This window comes from Paraburkholderia sp. RL17-347-BIC-D, from assembly GCF_046027915.1.
Taxonomy (GTDB): Bacteria; Pseudomonadota; Gammaproteobacteria; order Burkholderiales; family Burkholderiaceae; genus Paraburkholderia.
Genome location: NZ_JARESS010000001.1, coordinates 576,327 through 594,494 on the forward strand (window position 1 = coordinate 576,327; position 18,168 = coordinate 594,494).

Genomic DNA, 18,168 nt, shown 5'->3' on the forward strand with positions numbered 1-18,168 from the left:
ACGGATCGCCTGATTGAATAACAAAGGAGAGTGACATGAAGATCAAGGACTTCGGCGTCGAGCGGTGGATGGATCTGTACGAAACCAGGTGTACGTACAACCTGGCGGAAACCTGCGTGGAATCGCTGACCGTCGATCAGTTGCTGACGCTCGCCAACAAACAGGACAGCATTCTCGACGAGCTACGCGCGCTCAAGCTCACATACGGTGCAATCGAAGGTTCGACCCGGCTGCGTGAAGCGATCTCGGCAATGTACGCGCGCCAGTCGCCGGAGAATCTGATCGTCACGCACGGCGCTATCGGCGGCAACGCGCTGGTGTACGAAACCCTGGTCGAGCCTGGCGACACGGTGATTTCCGTTCTGCCGACCTATCAGCAGCACTATTCGATTCCCGAGAGCTACGGCGCCGACGTGCGAATCCTGAAGCTGCGCGAGGAGAACCGGTTTCTTCCCGATCTCGCCGAACTGCGCAATCTCGTCAACGATAAAACCCGACTCATCGCGATCAATAACCCGAACAATCCGACCGGCTCGCTGATGGACGAGGCGTTCCTCGCCGAGCTCAGCGAGATTGCGCGTTCGTGCGGTGCGTATGTGCTATGCGACGAGGTATATCGCGGTACGGATCAGGAAGGCAGTGGCTATACCACTTCGATTGCGGATGTGTACGAGCGCGGCATCAGTACCGGCAGCATGTCCAAAACATACTCGCTCGCGGGACTTCGGCTCGGCTGGATCGCCGGTCCGAAGGATCTGATCCGCGCCGTCGCGATTCATCGCGACTACAACACGATCAGCGTTGGCATGATCGACGATCATTTCGCCTCCATCGCGCTGGAGAACCGCAAGGCGATTCTAGCCCGCAGTCACGACATCGTGCGGACCAACCTGGCGATCGTGGACGCGTGGATTGCCAAAGAACCGGCTATGTCTTATATCAAGCCGAAGTCGGGAACCACGGCATTGTTGAAATACGACCTGCCGATGTCGTCGCTTGAATTCTGCGTGGAGCTGATCGAACAGACCGGCGTGATGCTGACGCCGGGCAGTGCGCTCGACATGGAAGGTTACGTGCGCCTTGGGTACGCCAACAACCGCGACGTACTCGAAACAGGGCTTGCGAAAGTTTCAGAATTTCTCGCGAAGCATCGAGCCTGATTCATCGTCGACCGGGACGTGAGGGCATTCACTCCTCGCACTTCACGTCCTGCCTACGCACGACGATGATCACCGGATAGGTCCCGTGTTCCAGTTCCACGCGCGCGACGACGGACATCGTCTCATTGTCGACATCGTCGTACACGCTGACCTTTTCATTCCGCAGGCTCGTGAGGCCGGTACAACCGGACGCGCGGCCCTCGTCGGAAACCTTGCATTGAATCGGGTTGTCCGCAAGGAAGCGATATCGGTCCCGGTTGGGGGTCGCCAGGTATTCACGAAAACTCTGCGCCGATCCGCCGATGCCGGTGACATACCCAATCGCGCACTGCAGCTTGGGTGTGTCGCTGCTTCCGGCTGTCTGGGCTGTCGCGGCCGTGCTTGCGGCCGCGATGAGCGCCGCGAATGTCGATGCAAGAAGGTATTTCATGGCGCGAATCACGATGGTCGGACGAAGTGCTGGATTGTAATGGCATCTTCGCAAGCATGCTCCGCTAGACATTGAACAGTTCGCTACGCGCCGCGTCCAGAATCATCGCGACAGCCGGATGACTGATGCGGCGCTCGATCGAGATCGCAAAGAATTCTTCGACGATGGAATTGATCTGGCCGACCGTCGTCAGCTTGTGTTCGGCCTGTAGCTGGCTTTCCAGCACGGTGGGCGCGAACAGCAAGCCGCGGCCTTCACGGGCGAACGCCATGGTCATGGCCCCGTCGTCGAACTCGCCGACGATGCGCGGCGAAATGGCATGGGACGCCAGCCAATGATCCAGCTTGCGGCGCACCGCCGATTCCGTACCGGGCAGCAACACCGGCAACTGACCGAGCGACAACGGGAAGCGCTTTCTGCCGCTCTGGATCAGCGCTTCCGCGCCGAAGCAACTGAGCGTCGAGCGGCCGAGCCGGTGATTGAACGCCTTGATGTTGACGTCGGCGGGAATGGGGGCGTCCGCGATGATCAGGTCGAGGCGGTGGAGGGCCAGTTGCGCGAGCAGCGCATGCAGCTTGCCCTCGTGGCAGATCATGCGCAGCGACACGGACGCGCTCAGCGCGGGTTCCAGCAGCCGGTACGCGATCGCCTTCGGCACCGAATCCGCGATTCCGACGCGAAACCGCGTTTGCGGGCCCGCTTCGTTCTCGCGCCGCACGGCGCTTTCGAGCTCAGAGCCTAGCGAGAATATTTCGTCGGCGTAATCGAGCGCCAGGCGGCCCGCGTCGGTGAGTTCGAGGGTGCGGCCGCTTTTCCTGAACAGCTTTTTATCCAGCGCCTCTTCGAGCAGCTTGATCTGCCCGCTGAGCGTTTGCGGCGAGATGTGCAACTGCTCGCCCGCCCGAACGATGCCGCCCGCGTGCGCCGCGACCCAGAAGTAATGCAGATGCTTGAAGTTCACGATCTCTCCGTCGATTACGCAATGCTACGGTTTTCTCGAAGTGTCAGCATTGAAAATACGCATTTTACGTTATCTCGCGTTCAGGTAGATTGAGGTCTCGCCCATGAGTTCATGCGGGGCGGCTAACGGTACCTGACGGAGGTGGCAGATGGCATCGGTTGCGCAATTCCTGCGTTCAAAGGCATCCCAGACAGTATGGTCGACCCAGGCATCCGCCGCGGTTTACGACGCGATCGCGATCATGGCTTACCGGCAGGTGGGCGCGCTCATCGTCGTCCATGAAGGACGCGTGGCCGGCATCGTCACGGAGCGCGATTACGCGCGAAAAATCGTGCTGATGGACCGCTCGTCAAGGAATACGCCGGTGCGCGACATCATGTCGGCGGCCGTGCGCTATGTCAGCCCGGAGCAGACCACCGAGGAATGCATGGCGCTCATGACGGAGCTCCGGATCCGTTATCTGCCTGTGATCACCGCGGGGCAGGTGGTCGGCATGGTGTCAATCGGCGACCTGATCAAGAATCAGATTGCCGAGCAGGAAGACACGATCCGGCAGTTGGAGCACTACATTCACGGCAACAGTCTTCAGGTTGCTCAACATGGCTTTCAGGCGCAATCACCAGCAAGTTTGACCACTCAATAATATTACTGTTCGTAATGTTTTCAGCGCGATGAAGAAAGGCGCGCGAAGCGGGCAGTCCCCTGACTCACCAAAGAGGTTTTTATGTACACGCAGATCATCAATCAACTTCGACGGGTTGCCGGCTCGGTGACGCGCGGGACGGCGGCGCTCGGACTGGCGGGGCTCCTTGCTCTCGGCGCCGTGGCTTCGAACGATGCCGAAGCGAAGCGCGTGGGCGGGAGCCAAAGCATCGGGCGTCAGTCGCAAACGGCGTCGCCGTCCGGGCAAACACAACGGAGCCAGCAAGCTCAACCGGCGCAGGCCGCACAGACGCCGGCCGCCGCCGCGGGCAACCGCTGGATGGGTCCGCTCGCGGGGCTCGCCGCCGGGCTTGGCATTGCAGCGCTGTTGTCGTCGTTTGGTCTTGGCGAGGGGCTCGCGCAAATGCTGTCGAATGCGCTGCTGATCGGAGCGGTGATTCTCGCGGGCGTGCTGCTGTTCCGCTTTATCGCCAACCGGCGCCGTCCGGATCTTGCTTATGGACACGGTGCCGCGAACCGGCAGCAAACGGGCGGTTCAACATTCCTGAACCAGATGGGGCAATCGCGGCCTGAAGCGACTTTTCGGGGCTGGCCGCGCGCAGCGATGGGTTCGACCGGAGCAGCGAACGGCATGAAGACGCCTGAGCTTTCGCTCGGGCCAGATCAGGCGGCATTTCTCGTCTCGGCGAAGGCGATGTTCATGCGTCTCCAAGGTGCGTGGGACAGGAACGAGCAGGGGGATCTGTTCGAGTTGACCACGCCGGAGATGTTCGCGCGGCTCAAGCAGGATCTGGAAGCGCGGGGTCGCGAGCCGAGCCATACGGACGTGCCGCAGCTCGATGCCGAGGTACTGGGCACCGAAAGCAATGCGGATGAAACGCTCGTCAGCGTTCGTTTTTACGGTCAGATCCGGGAAGACGATGCACAGACCGCGCAGCCGTTCCAGGAAATCTGGAACCTGGTCAAACAGACGCAGGGCGACCAGGCGTGGCGGCTGGCCGGTATCCAGCAGATCGACTGATAGACCGACCGATAGCGGCACGAATGAGGCCGGCGCGAAGCAGCGCCGGCCTTCGGCCGCTCATGCATTTGATGTCAAAGAACGGCAACGAGTCGCCCTGCGACCGTCATCATCCGGACACTGAGGTGCGGCTGCTGTCGATCGCCGCGACGCAATCGATCTCGATGTCGAAGTGTCCTGGCCACGCCGGCACATTGATGAAAATCCTCGCCGGCGGGTTCGGTCCGAAGAAGCGCGCATAGATCGCGTTGACGGCAGGAAACGCTTCAACCGATGTGCAATACACGTTGCACTTGAGCACCTGATCGAGCGATGAACCCGCCGTCTCGACGCACAGTTTCAGTTGTTCCAATACCCGTTCCGTCTGCAGCTCGATCGGTGCGTCCATTACTTCGCCGGTGCTCGGATCGAACGGCGGAAACCCGGACACGTAGATCGTGTCGCCATGGCGGGTGACAGCGGAAGTCGGCGCTTTCCAGCGCTCGAGCCAGCTCGAAAGCGGTTCGACACGAATGATTTCACGGCTCATGGTTCGCTCCATGTAGAGGGGTTATTCGATGAAGAAGACGCTACGCCACATCCTGAAACATATTGTTCAACCACGCGCCCGACGGCTCCTTCGGCAAGCGATCGAAGCGGCCGTCCGCAAGCGACTGAACGCTAGTCACCAGCCCGCCCCATGCCGCGCGTGCGAGTGCGCCGCCCACGCTCACGCGCCGCACGCCGAGCCTCGCCAGTTCGCTCAGCGTAAACGCGGAGGGTCCGCCGATCAACAGATTGACGGGCTTCGGGCTGACCGCGGCGAGCACCGCTTCGATCTGCTCGCGCGTCTGGATGCCCGGCGCGTACAGACAGTCGGCGCCGGCTTGTGCATAGGCTCGTAAGCGCGCAACTACGTCTTCGAGATCGGGCACGCCAACAAAGAAATTCTCAGCACGGCCGACGAGCAGCGTGTCACTGCCTGTATCGTCGATCGCGCGTCTTGCCGCCGCGAGACGTTTGACGGCGACATCGAGCGGAAACAGCGGCGACTTCGGATCACCCGTCGAGTCTTCGATCGACAGCCCCGCGATGCCGGTATCGACCGCCATCCGGACGCTATGCGCCACCTCGGTGGGATCGTCACCGAAGCCGTTCTCGAAGTCGGCGTTGACCGGCAGATCTGTAGCACCGACCATCTCGCGAAGGTGCGCGAGGATCGCATCGCGTGACACGCCGTTGTCCGGCCGGCCAGTCGACCACGCGAAGCCGGAGCTGGTCGTGGCAATCGCCTTGAAGCCGGCCGACGCCAGATAACGCGCGCTGCCCACGTCCCACGGATTCGGCAACACGAAGCATCCGTCTTTGTGCAACGCGCGAAACGCCGAGCGTTTTTCAGCAGTATGGCGAGACATGATCGATCTCCTTGTTTGAGGACGTGGCAGCGCGCAGTCGTTACACGACTTCGGTTTCGACGACCGGAAAATCGACCTCGGTATCGAAGGCGTTGTTGACGAAATTCGTCAGCATGAATTGCGCGGCGAGCGCGATGATTTCGACGATGTTCGCTTCGCTGAAGCCGGCTTCGCGCACGGCGTGCAGATCGTCTTCTGTGACTTTGCCGCGGGATTCCATCAGCGCCTTCGCGAACGCGACGGCCGCAGCGGTTTTGGGCGTATGCGATCTGCCGAGCCGGTTCAGGCGAATCTCTTCGTCGTCGATATGCGCCATGTTGCTCGCGACATAGCTATGCGCCGACAGACAGTACTGACAGCCGTTGACCTGGGACACTGCGAGCGCGATGCCGTCGCGCAGTTTCGCATCGAGCGTCTTCGCAAGCGCGCCTTGCAGGGCGGCCCAACCGTTCAGTGCGTTTGGGCTAAGGGCCATGATGCGAAAGAGGTTGGGCGTCATCTTCAGTTGCTTCGTCATTGCATCGATGACCGGCTGCGAAGCGGCCGGGATAGCGTCGTTGGCAGGGAGGGCGATGCGGGTCATGGTCGTGCTCCTGTTTCGGATGATCGGGAGAAGGGTGCGTCTGCATCGAAATATCGGCTTGCGTTCTCGGCTGCATTGATGAAAATTCTAGGCGTGCAGGTCGAACAAAAAATCCTGAGAACAGGCGCAAAAGTCCGTGGATGCACGTGAAGGCGCGATCGCTTTAAAAACGAAACCGGCGCCTTGCCTCGGCGTTGACATGCCGGTGCAAGGCGCCGGCCAGGGCGCAAGAGCGTGCGAGTCAGGAATGCAGGGTCCGGCAAACGACGCAAGAAATCCTGGCGATCAACCCTTTGCGGGTCCCTCACGGTATTCGGCGGGGCCCGTATCGAACACCTCGCGAAACGCGCGCACGAACGCGCCGCGGCTCGCATACCCGGCGTGCCGTGCCACCTGATCCAGCGACAGGTCGCCGGCGCGCAACTGGGCGGCCGCCTGGCGCATGCGGATGTCGCGCAGCACCTGCATCGGTGACTGGCCGAGCGCGGCCGAAAAGCGCGCCATGAACGCCGAGCGGCTGAGGATCGCTGCATCCGCAAGACTGGCGACGGTGTGCGGCGCACCCGGGCGGGCCACCATGTCGGCGAAGGCGCGCGCGATTTGCGGATCGCCGAGCAGCGCGAATCGCTCCATCCACAGTGCGTTGGATTTCAGCGACCGGCGCACGAGCGCGACGATCACCTGTTTGAGCAACGCGCCCGACATTGCGCCGGCGCCGATCTCCTGCGCGACGAGTTCATCGAACGCCGTGCGCAGATAAACGTCGAGCCGGTCGGAAGCTTCGAACTGCTCGACGATCGGCGTCGACAACGTCCCGAACAGATTGATCGACGCGCCGAAAGACGCCTTGAAATAGCCGCAGATCATGACGGTCATCGGTTCGGCATTCCCCGCGCGGAAGCGACTGATCGAATCGACGACCTGTTTGTGCTCGCGTCCAGGCACCACGGTCGGCGCGATACCGGCCTGGTTTGCCGGGACCTCGAGCTTCAGTGAATGACGCGGCGGCACGATCAGCAGCGTGTGAGGTTTGAGCGGTACGGTCTCGGCGCCTGCGATGTGCAGGCGCCCCACGCCCGAGAGGATGTAGTGGATGCCGGGCGCGTCGTGGCCATCCAGTTCCAGCATGAATCCCTGGCTGACCAGGCACTCGGAAAGCCCCAATACCTGAATGTCGAGCAGGGTGATCAGCTCGTTCAGATTGCTGGGTGATAGACGTGGCGACGAAATTGCTTGTGAAACAGGCATGGGTCATCCGCGGGAAGTGAGGCAATCAACAGATGTTTGAGCGTGGACGATGATTGTCGCAGGTTTCCGGTGAACGCAATCGTGTGCAGCAGGCGGCAGAGGCGCGCCTGCACTCGCCCGGCGGCGAGTGGAGTGAACGCACGGACGTCGGACTGAACCATACGGACACCCCCCAAGCGTGGCGTGAGAGGCTTTTCCAGAAGCCCGACTACACCCTGATTTACGTGTCTTTCTTGCTGAAGTGGGTGCCCGCTGCCTTCACACGGTGAAGAGGAGCGCAAATGGAAAACAAACTTCATACCACAGAGAGCCGGCTTTCCGGCCCACGTCTCGAACCGGAATTGATGCGTGCGAAAACGCGGCGGATACCTCGCGCGCCGCTATGCAAGGCTCGAGCGCTTCTGTTCGTGGCCTTGTCGTGCTTCCTGAGCACGGCGCTTCCGGCGCAAAAATCAGTATCCGCCGATGCCAGCCCGGCGAGCACGCCGAGCGCCAAGGCAGCTCAGCACAGCCATCTCGATCGCTCCGGCAAGTCCCGCAAGGGCAAGGCCTCGTATTACGGGCGGGAGTTCTATAAGAAGGAGATGGCCGACGGTACGCCGATGAATCCGCAATCCAATGCCGCCGCAAGCAAGACGCTACCGCTTGGCACCAAGGCCCGGGTCACGAATCTGAAAAACGGTAACAGCGAGGTGGTCGAAATCAGGGATCGCGGTCCCTATGTCAAGGGTCGAATCGTCGACCTGTCGCCCAAGACTGCGGATAAGCTCGGGTTGAAAAAAGATGGCGTGGCCCCCGTCGAGGTCAAGCCGGTGGAAGTTCCGCAGGCCGACGGTAGCGTGAAGCCGGGCGCAGGTGTACAGGAAAGCGAGCGCGGCAGGACGTCGGCAGAGTTGCAGGATAGCCATTCCTTGCGTTGAATCCTTGCATTGAATGGACTGCGCGATGACAACGGACGCTTCCCATCGTTCGGCTTGTCAGAAGGCTTCGTGAGCGGACGTTTGCCCGCATCGACGCAATGCCGGGAGATGGCGCGCGGTTGGTGCCGCGTTATGCGGGTGGGCAACTCATCGACTTAACATGCAAGCTCTGGCAGGGATACGATTGAGGCAGCTGCGGGATCCCCGCCGCACTCAGATTCGAATCGCCACCAGTCGCGGCGCAGCCGGCGAGCATCATCGCCAGACTCGATATGACCGCGACGTGACTCCACACAGTAGATCGCATACGTGCTCGACACAACAGGAACGGGTTGCGGTAGGGGATTTGCTTCGCGAACGCTACAGGCCTGCTGTCGATCTTCAAGGTCTGGTCACCGAAAGGTAAGCCGCGGCCTCTTCGATCTGCGTGTCGTTCAACGTCGCCGCGACGGCTGTCATTGTTCCCGGCGCCGGCGGTTTCCCCTTCGCGCGGGCCTGAAATTCGTGTAGACGCGCAACGACAAATGCCGCCGGTTCACCCGCGATGCCTGGAAAGCGCGCGCCATTGCCTTTACCGCCGGCCCCGTGACAGCTGAAACAGGCGGGAACGTTGGATCCCGCACCCATCTCGGCGAGCTGCTTTCCGGCGATCACCAGACTCTGCTGCGGCGGCGTGCCTTCGGCAAGGGGTGGATTCTGCCTGGAAAAAAAGTTGGCGAGTTCGTGTATTTCGCTATCGGAAAGATTGAGTGCGACCGTCTGCATGACAGAACTTGCACGGCTGCCCGCCTTGAACATTGACAATGCATGCGCGAGATAATCCGCATTCTTGCCGGCAAGCCGCGGCCCACCGGTGGCGGTTCCGGCACCCAAGGCGCCGTGGCACGCCACACACGTTGCGATGGAGGGCGCCGTCGCCCCCGCGGCCATACCTTGCGCATTCACTGCGGACTGTGCATGACAGGTGCCGGCGAAAGCGACGAGCGCGGCAATCGAAAGCGAACGCAAGCCGTTGCGCAGCATGTTGGTAGAACGTGAACTGATCATCATGGTCTTCCCGATATCCTCCGGACAAGCGTCCGGTGAACGACGCTGTGAGGCGATTCTGCGGAAATGATTCTGACCAGCGAGCGACGAAAGAATTACGGATTTGTTATCTAAGGCGATGGGCCTGTCTGCCGCCCTCACGCGTCGCTCGACTGCCCATAAAGCCAAACAGCCAGTGGCGCGCGATTCCATTGCATAGAATCAGGTTACGCGCAGAACGCTTTCGGGCAACACGACCGCAGTCGCGTTCGCGGTCGAGCTTGCGCGTATACAACGCGATTCGTACTAATCGTAAGGAGAATCGTCATGGCGACCTATGTGGTTCTTGCGCAATTCACCGATCAGGGCATACGCAACATCAAAAACAGCCCGCAACGGGCCGGTCAGGCGGCGGAGTTGGCCAAGACCTTTGGCTGTGAAATGAAAGAGATCTACTGGACGGTAGGCAAATACGACATCGTCACGCTCATCGACGCACCGGATGAGCAAAGCTTCGCGGCATTCGGCTACGCGTTGGGGTCGGCAGGCAATGTCCGCACGCAAACGCTGCGTGCGTTCACGAAGGACGAATGCAGCGCGATTATCGGCAAACTTCCATAAAACGAGCAGTCATCTGACACGTGAGCCGTTCTCTTTCCGCGACTCTTTCTCAGGAGATCACAATGAACGCAAAAGCAAACGACAGCGAAGACGTCCGTGCATTCGTTCAAACGGCCGAGCAGGCCGGCGAGTTTGTCTGGGTCATTACGCTGGTCGACTTCGGGGCACAAAAGGTCAAACGGTCGATGGTTTCGGACGACACATTCGCCATGCGCGCTGCGGCTCAGGACGCCGGCGAAGCCTATCTGAAGGGGCTGACGGAAGACCGGTAGCGAGGCGGGCAGGCGCCTTGTCTTCGCTCGCGGACAGACTAAAGTTGGACCAAAGGCAGAGGGCCGCGAGAGGAGGAAGCCAATGTCCACCACGCCACAAGCTGCGGCATCGCCTCCCACGGTGTCTGTCGAAGCAGGTCGCTTCCACGTCGATCGGCCAGCAAGCGCGAACGATGTGATCGACCTGGTGCGGCAAAAGAATATCCAGATCGTCGATTTGAAGTTCACCGACTTACCCGGACTCTGGCAGCACTTCTCGATCACGCTGCCTGAGGTTCACCCGGACCTGTTCGACGCCGGCATCGGCTTTGACGGCTCGTCGATCCGCGGCTTTCAGGAGATCCACGAATCGGACATGCTGCTCAGACCCGATCCGGCGACCGCTTTTGTCGATCCGGTTTATGACACGCCGACTCTGTCGATCATCTGCGACGTCGTCGACCCGATTTTGCAGCAGCCCTATTCACGCGATCCGCGCTTTGTGGCGAAAAAGGCGGAAAACTATCTACGCCAAACCGGCATTGCGACCACTTGCTATGTCGGACCCGAACTCGAGTTCTTCATCTTCGACTCGATCCGCTTCGGTCAGGACCAGCATTGCGGCTTTTACTATGTCGAGTCGTCCGAGGGCGACTGGAATACAGGTCGTGACGAGGGTGCGTATGGTGGCGGCAATCTCGGCTATAAACAGCGCTACAAGGAGGGCTATTTCCCGGTTCCGCCTCACGACACGCTGCAGGAAATCCGCTCGGAGATCGCGTTGACACTGCAGCAGGTCGGCGTGCAGATCGAAGTGCACCACCATGAGGTAGCGACTGCCGGCCAGAACGAAATCGACATGCGGTTTGCCACGCTCACGCGCATGGCCGACAACGTGATGATCTACAAGTACGTTTGCAAGAACGTCGCGCGCCGGCACGGAAAAGTGGCAACTTTCATGCCGAAGCCGCTGTTTGCCGACAACGCGAGCGGTATGCATTGCCACCAAAGCCTGTGGAAAGACGACATGAATCTCTTTTACGACGCGAACGGGTGGGCGCTGACTTCCGACCTGTGCCGCTGGTACATTGGCGGCTTGCTGCAACACGCGCCCGCGCTGATGGCTTTTTGCGCCCCGACCACCAATTCATACAAGCGTCTGGTGCCGGGCTACGAGGCGCCGGTCAATCTCGCGATGTCGCAGCGCAACCGTTCGGCAGCGGCGCGCATCCCGATGTACTCGGATTCGCCGAATGCGCGGCGCGTCGAGTTTCGCTGTCCGGACCCGTCGGCCAATGCGTACCTTGCTTTCGCGGCGATGCTGATGGCCGGTCTCGACGGGATTGAGAACAAGACTGATCCGGGCGACCCGCTCGACCGCAACATCTACGACCTTTCGCCCGAAGAAGCCCGCAACATACGCCAGGTTCCGGGCTCGCTCGACGCGGCGCTCGCAGCGCTGGAGGACGACACTGCGTTCCTGCGCAAAGGCGATGTTTTCACCGACGACGTGCTGCAGACCTGGATCGACTACAAGCGCAGACACGAGATCGAGCCGATCAAATTGCGTCCGCATCCCTGGGAGTTTTACCTCTATTTCGATATTTAAACTGAACATTCGGACCGGACATATCGAGGCGGGCAGGCTTCGTTTCGACGATACGCAGTGCCTGTGAGGCGAGGGTGACTATACTCAAAGAGGCCGCCTCTGATTCAGGTTCACCGGGTTCAGGTGGTAGAGGCGCCGCGCAGGATTTCAACGCGAGCCGGCCGGGTCGCGCGGGAGAAACGTATGTTCAAGCATCTGCTGGTGCCGACCGACGGCTCGACGCTTTCCGAGGCCGCCATTCAGATGACGGTCACGCTCGCCGTGGAAAGCGGAGCCAAAGTCACGGGCCTCCATGTCATTCCGGAGTTTCATGTCCTCGCTTATGGCACGGAGATGATCGCGGACAACGAGGATCGAATCATTCAGGCCGCGCGACAGCGTGCGGACGACTACCTGGAAGTTATCAAAAAAGCCGCTGCGCAAGCCGGTGTCGAGTGCAATATAGTTGCCACGAGCCGCGCCCATCCTTATGAGGCGATTATCAGCGTTGCAGCAGAGCAGAACTGCGATCTCATTGTCATGGCGTCGCACGGTCGAAGTGGCATGCGGGCATTTTTGCTCGGCAGCGAGACCCAGAAGGTCCTGACGCACAGTCAGATCCCGGTTCTCGTCGTCCGGCAGTCGACGCCAGCCGGCGCGCATCCAGGGCGGTAGTCCGGCTCGTAGCCGAACGGGTGCGTCGGCCCGGAAGTGTACGAATGAATTGAATCGGAATCCTTATATAGGATCCGGCATTCGCGTCACGGGAGCGGTTCTTAACTCGTGTGGCGCCGTACCGTCACCCCTTGCGGGCGGCGACTCGTTGTTGCCGTAAAATCCTCACAAAGTTCAATACAGTCGGGGACTTTTCGCGTTGCCGATGAATCAACGCGATACCCGTCGACAGCGGATTGCCCCGCAGCGCGTGATACGACACGCTTTCGACCTGGATCTGCCGGATCGATGCGGGAACCACCGCAACGCCGAATCCAGCCGCCACGAGATTGGCCGCCGATGAGATCTGCGGCGACTCCATGCCAATCGAAGGCGCGAAGCCGGCTTCGCGGCAGGCGCCGATGATCGAGTCATACAAATCCGGGCCAATGGGACGTGGAAAAAGGATGAACGGATCGTTTGCAAGATCCGCCAGATCGATGCGCCGTCGCCGGTTCAATCGATGATTCGCCGGCAACACCGCCAACATGTCTTCGTCGACGAGCGGTTCGACAATCAGCTCCCGGCAGTTCAGCGGCATGCGCACCAGGGCGGCATCGATCTGCCGCTCGGCGACTTTATCCAGCAGCAGCGAACTGTTGCTCTCCTCGCAACTGATCGACACGCGCTCATACGCATGCCGGTAGCGCTGCATGGTCATCGCGACCGCTGGATGAAACACCGTCGAACCCGCGAAACCGAGCGAAAGCCGCCCGGTCTCTCCGCGTCCGGCGTTCTGCACCTCGACGAACGCCTGCTGCGCGTCCTCGACGATGCGTCGCGCGCGTTCGCGAAAGAGTCGTCCTGCCTCAGTCAATTCGACGCGACGCGGATGACGGATAAACAGCGGCGTGCCGATTTCCCGTTCGAGCTTCAGGATCTGCTGGCTCAACGGTGTCTGGGCGATGCCCAGATGAGTCGCGGCATCGGTGAAATGCAGGTGTTCGGCGACCGCGAGGAAGTAACGCAATTGGCGAAATTCCATATGTTTTTCGTCTCCAAATAGCGACTTTAAGATATTGGACTAATGACTGGACTGATTTTAACCTTCGTGTCAATCCGATGCGCTCAAAGGTCGCAGCCGAATTCGCTGGACCCAGGCGACGCGCATCGCGCCCAACGCCTCACGAGGAGAAATCGATGTCAGCAGCGCACACACCATGGGTAGCCGCCCGGCCCGACGTGGCTCACACGTTGATCGCGGAGTTACGCAGCATCGTCGGCAAGAAACATACGTTGACCGATGACGCCGCAACCCGCCGCTTCCGGACCGGCTTTCGTTTTGGCAGGGGCACGGCGCTCGCGGTGGTCCGGCCAGGCACGATCGTCGAGCAATGGAAAGTACTGCAGGCATGTGTAGCGGCGAACATGATCGTGATCACGCAGGCGTCGAATACGGGCCTCACTGGCGGCTCGACGCCCGATGGCGACGACTATGATCGCGACATCGTGATCGTTAGCACGAGCCGTATGAAAAAGGTGTTTGTGATCGACGGTGGCAAGCAGGTCGTCTGCCTGCCCGGCGCTACGCTCGACCAGCTGGAAAAAACGCTGAAGCCTCTTGGCCGGGAGCCGCACTCGGTGATTGGCTCGAGTTGCATCGGAGCGTCGGTATTTGGTGGTGTCTGCAACAACTCGGGCGGTGCACTGGTGCAGCGTGGCCCGGCGTATACGGAAATGGCGGCATTTGCGCAGGTCGATGAAACGGGCAAGCTGCACTTCGTCAACCATCTCGGGATTCAGCTCGGTGAGACGCCCGAGGATATGCTTGGCCGGCTCGAGCACGGCGAGTTCTCGGATTCCGATGTCCGGCACAACGTGGGCGCCGGGTCGGATCACGGTTACGCGAGCCATGTGCGTGAGGTCGATGCCGACACGCCGGCGCGCTTCAATGCCGACCCGCAGCGTCTTTATGAAGCGTCAGGCTCGGCTGGCAAGCTGATGGTGTTCGCAGTGAGGCTCGACACGTTTCCGATCGAACAGAACGCCAAGGTGTTCTATATCGGCACAAACCATCCCGACGAACTCACCGAGATCCGCCGCCACGCGCTGCACGACTTCAAATTCTTGCCGATCTCGGGCGAATATCTCCATCGGGACGCTTTCGACGTCGCTGAAGAATACGGTAAGGATACTTTTCTGGCGATCAACTATCTCGGCACGTCGCGGCTCCCCGCGCTGTTCGGACTAAAGAGCCGTTTCGACGCGCTGTTCGATCGTCTCGGCTTTCTCCCTTCGCATTTCACCGATCGCGTCATGCAGGCCGCGAGCCGGCTGTTCCCGAGCCATTTGCCGCCGCGAATGAAACAGTACCGCGACAAGTACGAGCATCACCTCATGCTGAAGGTCGCCGCTGAGAGCGTCGACGAAACCCGCGCGTTCCTCTCCGGCTACTTTGCGAAGGCGACGGGTGGTTATTTCGAATGCACCGATGAGGAGGGCAGGAAAGCGTTCCTGCATCGCTTCGCCGCCGCCGGCGCCGCGGTTCGCTATCGTGCCGTGCACACCCGCGAGGTGGAAGACATCGTTGCGCTCGATATCGCACTGCGCCGCAACGATCGCGACTGGATCGAGACGCTGCCGCCCGACATCGAGGAATCGATCTCCATCAAGTTGTACTACGGCCACTTCCTGTGCCACGTGTTCCATCAGGATTACATCGTCAAGAAGGGCAACGACTGCGTCGACGTCGAACACAAGATGTGGACGCTGCTGGACCGCCGCGGCGCCGAATATCCGGCGGAACATAACGTCGGCCATCTTTACCGCGCGAAGCCCCAGCTTGCGGCGTTCTATCAGCAACTCGATCCTTGCAACTGCTTTAACCCAGGAATCGGACAGATGTCGAAGTTCCGGAATTATCGGGAAGCGGCGGTCTAGCGGAACACTGCCATTGCGGAGTGCCCGCGCGCTTCATTGCACGGCACGCTGATTTCGCAGGAGATGGCGGAAAGGCTGAAATTGTCGATGGGGCGCGCCACAGACCGCGCGCCTCGCCGCGCCATATCAAACGTGGTAATAGCCGTCGCCAGCAGAATTCTGCAGCACGCCGTCGACGTAAACGCCCACGGGATCCCCGTCGGCCGATGTCAATATTGCGCCGTTGGCATGTTGGCCGATGAGCTTCATGCGGCCTCCGTGAACTTCGGCCATCGCCTCGCGGTCCAGGTCAATGGACGTGGAAAGGTCCATGATCGTTAGTGCTTTCATGATGCGCTCCTTAGGTGAGTAGAGGATGAGGACTGGACGAGCGGCCGGACGCTTGCAAGAACAATGCATATGTCGTGCCATCGCGCGGGTTTGCGCTGGCTTGTCCATCCAACGGCATCGGAGTGAGGCGCGGTGGGCTAACGGCCGCCACCTGAAGTGATTTCAGTTGCCCGCACGCCAACACTGCAGTAGCGACGAGAGTCGAAACGTCGCGTGCGAGCGTTGGCAGGGGCGGCCCGCGGCCAGTACAACAGCGCGAGCAGGATGTAATGAATCTTTGGGTGTCTACTTCTTGACCGCCGGCTCCACGGATATCGCGAGGGCCTCGGTGTACAGGGCCTCCACCTGATCACCCTTTTTGATGTTGGCGAACTGTTCGGGGTCTTGCACTATCAGGTCTAGTGTGTTGCCCTTTGGACCTTTCAACGTGACGGTCTTGTTCTTTGGATTGACGGCGACGACATTAGCCACGATTTTCACTTCCCGGCCTACGGTGCCGCCGGGCTTGCCGCCAGCGGGTGCGCGCTCCATCGACGGGCGCTCTTCGACCGAACTAATGCCGTCGCCTCCTTTCTTCAGGTTCAGGCTAAGTGCTTCACGGTAAACGACTGTGACGATGTCGCCAACCTTGAGCTGGTCAAAGTTGCGTGCCTCGTCCCCGACTTCCACCTCGACGACCTTGCCGTTTTTGCCCTTTAGCAGGACAGTTCTTGTCTCGCGATCAATGTCCTGCACAGTGGCCGTCACGCTCCTCGTTCCCTTGATGGTGACCGAGCCAGGCGCTCTCGTCACTTGCGTGTCGGCTTCCTGCTGTGCCCATGCCGCGGGCGCCACGGCCACCAAGGCGGCGATGACGAGAAATTTTGCGTTCGTCATGAACTGCTCCTTTGAGACGCTAAGGCTTCGTTGGTAGCGGACCGGCCGTGCGCGGATCGCGTTGCGTGTGTGGATTACGCGCCCCCCGGGGAAGGCGCTCGCCTACACACGTGAATCGTCCTTGCGGCACAAATCATGTCCTGTGAGCTGGCATTGCATGTTGCGCGGCCTATAGGATCGCTCATTCATCAACTATCGTCGCGAGGCAGGCGCCTGGCAATAGGACCTTAGGCCAATGGTTTCTGCCCGGAAGATCTCGGCGGGACATCTCTCACGCGGCTCATGGTTGCTTTGAGGGATGGCCGGCAAGGCCTCAAAAGCGCAAGCCTACTCCGGCTTCGATCAGATCCGTGTCGCGGTCGTAGCGCGTGACGATGCGGTTCCATGTGATACGTGTGAGCCAGTGCTGGCCGAGCCGGTAACTCGCTGATACGGCTACGAGCGCCGAGACGCGGCCGTCGCCGGTGCGGTTTTGCGGAAGGTCATCGTTCTGTGTGATGGAGACATAGGGCCCAACGCCGATCGACAGCGTGAGTTCATCGTCGAAGAAAGCGCGGGTCGCCCAAAATTGCGCGGCAATACCGTCGCGGCGCGACTGGATTTTCCCTCCTTCGTGGATGTATGAGGCCGTCACATCCACATAGCGCCACAACCCGCGCCGGTATTCGAGACTTCCGGCATTGGCCGACTCGGAGTTGTCGCTGTTCAGGATCGTCTTGCCGAACATCGCGGTGACTTCGTTATTCGTCACGTTCGTTGTCCGTGGTATCGGGCGCTGTCGTGGACCGGGCTCGCCCTTGGCTTCGAGTTGATAGCCGATGCCGAACAGCAGCGCGGTCGTGTCTGGACCGCCAAACACCTGGACGTGATTCAACTGCGCCTGCGCAATCCACCGGCGATCGAAATAATATGCGGCGCGTACGCTCCACAAGAGACCCCAGCCGTGCGTGTTCGAATAGTCACCGCCGGATTGAGCCGCGGTTGTGTCGAAGTATCGGTACGGCCCGGTACCGGCCGATAACTCGAGCCGGTCGTTCCACAACGGCAGACGCCCCCAGGCTTGCACGGTCTGGCCGTCACGATGGTGCTGCGGAATGTGACCTTCGTTGATCCAGGAAAAGCTCCAGGCGGCGTAGCGGCCGAGGCCTTCGCGATAAGTGGCGTCCCACGAATAGGTGTTTGCACTGTCACTCACGAGAGGGCCGGCCAGCAGCGAGAATTCCTGTGCACTTACGGGTGAAGACAAGATGAGGAAGGTGCCGATCAGAAGTGTCGACAGGGCAGTAATGCGGTCCTTATCGCTTTGGATTGTGGACACTATCCTGCCCTTGGCAGACTGGGTATTGGAAAGATAGCTTCTCGGGACGGGTTACGCTACCCGAAGCGATATCCGCAGAAAGGAATGCAGTGAACAAGACGCACGACACGCGGAAATTACCGCACCGACATGCTCCAGTATGTGTGTTAGCGAACGTACCTGATCTACGTTGTGGCGCAGACGC

20 protein-coding genes are annotated in these 18,168 nt (G+C 60.4%); 9 read left to right on the forward strand and 11 right to left on the reverse strand.

The window, feature by feature from the left end; all coding sequences use genetic code 11:
- The first annotated feature begins 35 nt into the window (after window positions 1–35).
- Entirely contained in the window at window positions 36–1,160 is a 1,125-nt protein-coding gene (locus P0D96_RS02650) for an aminotransferase (protein WP_408311418.1), read from the forward strand.
- Between the two features lie 28 nt (window positions 1,161–1,188).
- Here the strand turns inward: P0D96_RS02650 and P0D96_RS02655 are convergent, their stop codons facing one another.
- Both P0D96_RS02655 and nhaR read right to left on the reverse strand, forming a co-directional pair.
- On the reverse strand, window positions 1,189–1,590 hold the full coding sequence (locus tag P0D96_RS02655) for a hypothetical protein (RefSeq protein ID WP_132376896.1): 402 nt from the start codon (window positions 1,588–1,590) through the stop codon (window positions 1,189–1,191).
- Between the two features lie 64 nt (window positions 1,591–1,654).
- The gene (nhaR, locus tag P0D96_RS02660) at window positions 1,655–2,551 is read right to left on the reverse strand and encodes a transcriptional activator NhaR (RefSeq protein ID WP_408176769.1); all 897 of its coding nucleotides are present in this window, start codon (window positions 2,549–2,551) and stop codon (window positions 1,655–1,657) included.
- Between the two features lie 148 nt (window positions 2,552–2,699).
- Here nhaR and P0D96_RS02665 point away from each other — a divergent pair, with 148 nt between their 5' ends.
- Both P0D96_RS02665 and P0D96_RS02670 read left to right on the forward strand, forming a co-directional pair.
- Window positions 2,700–3,194, forward strand: a complete 495-nt coding sequence (locus tag P0D96_RS02665) for a CBS domain-containing protein (protein WP_408311421.1) — start codon at window positions 2,700–2,702, stop codon at window positions 3,192–3,194.
- A gap of 81 nt (window positions 3,195–3,275) precedes the next feature.
- Window positions 3,276–4,235 (forward strand): Tim44 domain-containing protein, encoded by a 960-nt coding sequence (locus P0D96_RS02670; protein WP_408311424.1) that lies wholly within the window; start codon window positions 3,276–3,278, stop codon window positions 4,233–4,235.
- A gap of 109 nt (window positions 4,236–4,344) precedes the next feature.
- Here the strand turns inward: P0D96_RS02670 and P0D96_RS02675 are convergent, their stop codons facing one another.
- The 4 genes from P0D96_RS02675 to P0D96_RS02690 form a co-directional block, all read right to left on the reverse strand.
- Window positions 4,345–4,764 carry a RidA family protein gene (locus P0D96_RS02675; protein WP_408311427.1) on the reverse strand — a complete coding sequence of 140 codons (420 nt, stop codon included), beginning with the start codon at window positions 4,762–4,764 and terminating at the stop codon, window positions 4,345–4,347.
- A gap of 40 nt (window positions 4,765–4,804) precedes the next feature.
- Window positions 4,805–5,629, reverse strand: a complete 825-nt coding sequence (locus P0D96_RS02680) for an isocitrate lyase/PEP mutase family protein (RefSeq protein WP_408311430.1) — start codon at window positions 5,627–5,629, stop codon at window positions 4,805–4,807.
- 40 nt (window positions 5,630–5,669) lie between these two features.
- Entirely contained in the window at window positions 5,670–6,212 is a 543-nt protein-coding gene (locus P0D96_RS02685) for a carboxymuconolactone decarboxylase family protein (protein ID WP_408311432.1), read from the reverse strand.
- A gap of 285 nt (window positions 6,213–6,497) precedes the next feature.
- Complete coding sequence (locus P0D96_RS02690; RefSeq protein ID WP_408311435.1) at window positions 6,498–7,460, reverse strand: AraC family transcriptional regulator; 963 nt, start codon at window positions 7,458–7,460, stop codon at window positions 6,498–6,500.
- Window positions 7,461–7,741: 281 nt separating this feature from the next.
- On the opposite strand from P0D96_RS02690, the gene P0D96_RS02695 reads away from it, so the two are divergent.
- Window positions 7,742–8,380 carry a septal ring lytic transglycosylase RlpA family protein gene (locus tag P0D96_RS02695; protein ID WP_408311438.1) on the forward strand — a complete coding sequence of 213 codons (639 nt, stop codon included), beginning with the start codon at window positions 7,742–7,744 and terminating at the stop codon, window positions 8,378–8,380.
- 381 nt (window positions 8,381–8,761) lie between these two features.
- On the opposite strand, the gene P0D96_RS02700 is transcribed toward P0D96_RS02695, so the two are convergent.
- Entirely contained in the window at window positions 8,762–9,619 is an 858-nt protein-coding gene (locus P0D96_RS02700) for a c-type cytochrome (protein WP_408311441.1), read from the reverse strand.
- Between the two features lie 114 nt (window positions 9,620–9,733).
- Here P0D96_RS02700 and P0D96_RS02705 point away from each other — a divergent pair, with 114 nt between their 5' ends.
- From P0D96_RS02705 to P0D96_RS02720, 4 genes are all read left to right on the forward strand, one after another.
- Entirely contained in the window at window positions 9,734–10,027 is a 294-nt protein-coding gene (locus P0D96_RS02705; RefSeq protein ID WP_408230695.1) for a GYD domain-containing protein, read from the forward strand.
- Window positions 10,028–10,089: 62 nt separating this feature from the next.
- Window positions 10,090–10,299 (forward strand): hypothetical protein, encoded by a 210-nt coding sequence (locus P0D96_RS02710; RefSeq protein WP_132374516.1) that lies wholly within the window; start codon window positions 10,090–10,092, stop codon window positions 10,297–10,299.
- 82 nt (window positions 10,300–10,381) lie between these two features.
- A complete protein-coding gene (gene glnA, locus P0D96_RS02715; protein WP_408311445.1) occupies window positions 10,382–11,887 on the forward strand; it encodes a type I glutamate--ammonia ligase in 1,506 nt (501 codons plus the stop codon).
- 183 nt (window positions 11,888–12,070) lie between these two features.
- The gene (locus tag P0D96_RS02720) at window positions 12,071–12,541 is read left to right on the forward strand and encodes a universal stress protein (protein ID WP_132374518.1); all 471 of its coding nucleotides are present in this window, start codon (window positions 12,071–12,073) and stop codon (window positions 12,539–12,541) included.
- 124 nt (window positions 12,542–12,665) lie between these two features.
- Here P0D96_RS02720 and P0D96_RS02725 read toward each other — a convergent pair whose 3' ends face one another.
- Window positions 12,666–13,565 carry a LysR family transcriptional regulator gene (locus P0D96_RS02725; protein WP_408311447.1) on the reverse strand — a complete coding sequence of 300 codons (900 nt, stop codon included), beginning with the start codon at window positions 13,563–13,565 and terminating at the stop codon, window positions 12,666–12,668.
- Between the two features lie 155 nt (window positions 13,566–13,720).
- Between P0D96_RS02725 and dld the strand changes: the two genes are divergently transcribed.
- On the forward strand, window positions 13,721–15,460 hold the full coding sequence (gene dld, locus P0D96_RS02730; RefSeq protein ID WP_408176785.1) for a D-lactate dehydrogenase: 1,740 nt from the start codon (window positions 13,721–13,723) through the stop codon (window positions 15,458–15,460).
- A gap of 126 nt (window positions 15,461–15,586) precedes the next feature.
- On the opposite strand, the gene P0D96_RS02735 is transcribed toward dld, so the two are convergent.
- The 3 genes from P0D96_RS02735 to P0D96_RS02745 form a co-directional block, all read right to left on the reverse strand.
- Window positions 15,587–15,790: a hypothetical protein gene (locus P0D96_RS02735; protein WP_408311450.1), complete on the reverse strand. Its 204-nt coding sequence runs from the start codon at window positions 15,788–15,790 to the stop codon at window positions 15,587–15,589.
- A 285-nt stretch (window positions 15,791–16,075) separates the two neighbouring features.
- Window positions 16,076–16,666 carry a hypothetical protein gene (locus P0D96_RS02740; RefSeq protein ID WP_408176787.1) on the reverse strand — a complete coding sequence of 197 codons (591 nt, stop codon included), beginning with the start codon at window positions 16,664–16,666 and terminating at the stop codon, window positions 16,076–16,078.
- Between the two features lie 313 nt (window positions 16,667–16,979).
- Window positions 16,980–17,945, reverse strand: coding sequence for a hypothetical protein (locus P0D96_RS02745; protein WP_408311679.1), 966 nt, complete (start codon window positions 17,943–17,945; stop codon window positions 16,980–16,982).
- Window positions 17,946–18,168 lie beyond the last annotated feature (223 nt).

Bases quoted from the DNA above. Each gene is read 5' to 3' on its own strand.
- P0D96_RS02650 (WP_408311418.1), top strand. From the start codon at position 36: ATGAAGATCAAGGACTTCGGCGTCGAGCGGTGGATGGATCTGTACGAA.
- P0D96_RS02655 (WP_132376896.1), bottom strand. From the start codon at position 1,590: ATGAAATACCTTCTTGCATCGACATTCGCGGCGCTCATCGCGGCCGCA.
- P0D96_RS02665 (WP_408311421.1), top strand. From the start codon at position 2,700: ATGGCATCGGTTGCGCAATTCCTGCGTTCAAAGGCATCCCAGACAGTA.
- P0D96_RS02670 (WP_408311424.1), top strand. From the start codon at position 3,276: ATGTACACGCAGATCATCAATCAACTTCGACGGGTTGCCGGCTCGGTG.
- P0D96_RS02675 (WP_408311427.1), bottom strand. From the start codon at position 4,764: ATGAGCCGTGAAATCATTCGTGTCGAACCGCTTTCGAGCTGGCTCGAG.
- P0D96_RS02680 (WP_408311430.1), bottom strand. From the start codon at position 5,629: ATGTCTCGCCATACTGCTGAAAAACGCTCGGCGTTTCGCGCGTTGCAC.
- P0D96_RS02685 (WP_408311432.1), bottom strand. From the start codon at position 6,212: ATGACCCGCATCGCCCTCCCTGCCAACGACGCTATCCCGGCCGCTTCG.
- P0D96_RS02690 (WP_408311435.1), bottom strand. From the start codon at position 7,460: ATGCCTGTTTCACAAGCAATTTCGTCGCCACGTCTATCACCCAGCAAT.
- P0D96_RS02695 (WP_408311438.1), top strand. From the start codon at position 7,742: ATGGAAAACAAACTTCATACCACAGAGAGCCGGCTTTCCGGCCCACGT.
- P0D96_RS02700 (WP_408311441.1), bottom strand. From the start codon at position 9,619: ATGGAATCGCGCGCCACTGGCTGTTTGGCTTTATGGGCAGTCGAGCGA.
- P0D96_RS02705 (WP_408230695.1), top strand. From the start codon at position 9,734: ATGGCGACCTATGTGGTTCTTGCGCAATTCACCGATCAGGGCATACGC.
- P0D96_RS02710 (WP_132374516.1), top strand. From the start codon at position 10,090: ATGAACGCAAAAGCAAACGACAGCGAAGACGTCCGTGCATTCGTTCAA.
- glnA (WP_408311445.1), top strand. From the start codon at position 10,382: ATGTCCACCACGCCACAAGCTGCGGCATCGCCTCCCACGGTGTCTGTC.
- P0D96_RS02720 (WP_132374518.1), top strand. From the start codon at position 12,071: ATGTTCAAGCATCTGCTGGTGCCGACCGACGGCTCGACGCTTTCCGAG.
- P0D96_RS02725 (WP_408311447.1), bottom strand. From the start codon at position 13,565: ATGGAATTTCGCCAATTGCGTTACTTCCTCGCGGTCGCCGAACACCTG.
- dld (WP_408176785.1), top strand. From the start codon at position 13,721: ATGTCAGCAGCGCACACACCATGGGTAGCCGCCCGGCCCGACGTGGCT.
- P0D96_RS02735 (WP_408311450.1), bottom strand. From the start codon at position 15,790: ATGAAAGCACTAACGATCATGGACCTTTCCACGTCCATTGACCTGGAC.
- P0D96_RS02740 (WP_408176787.1), bottom strand. From the start codon at position 16,666: ATGACGAACGCAAAATTTCTCGTCATCGCCGCCTTGGTGGCCGTGGCG.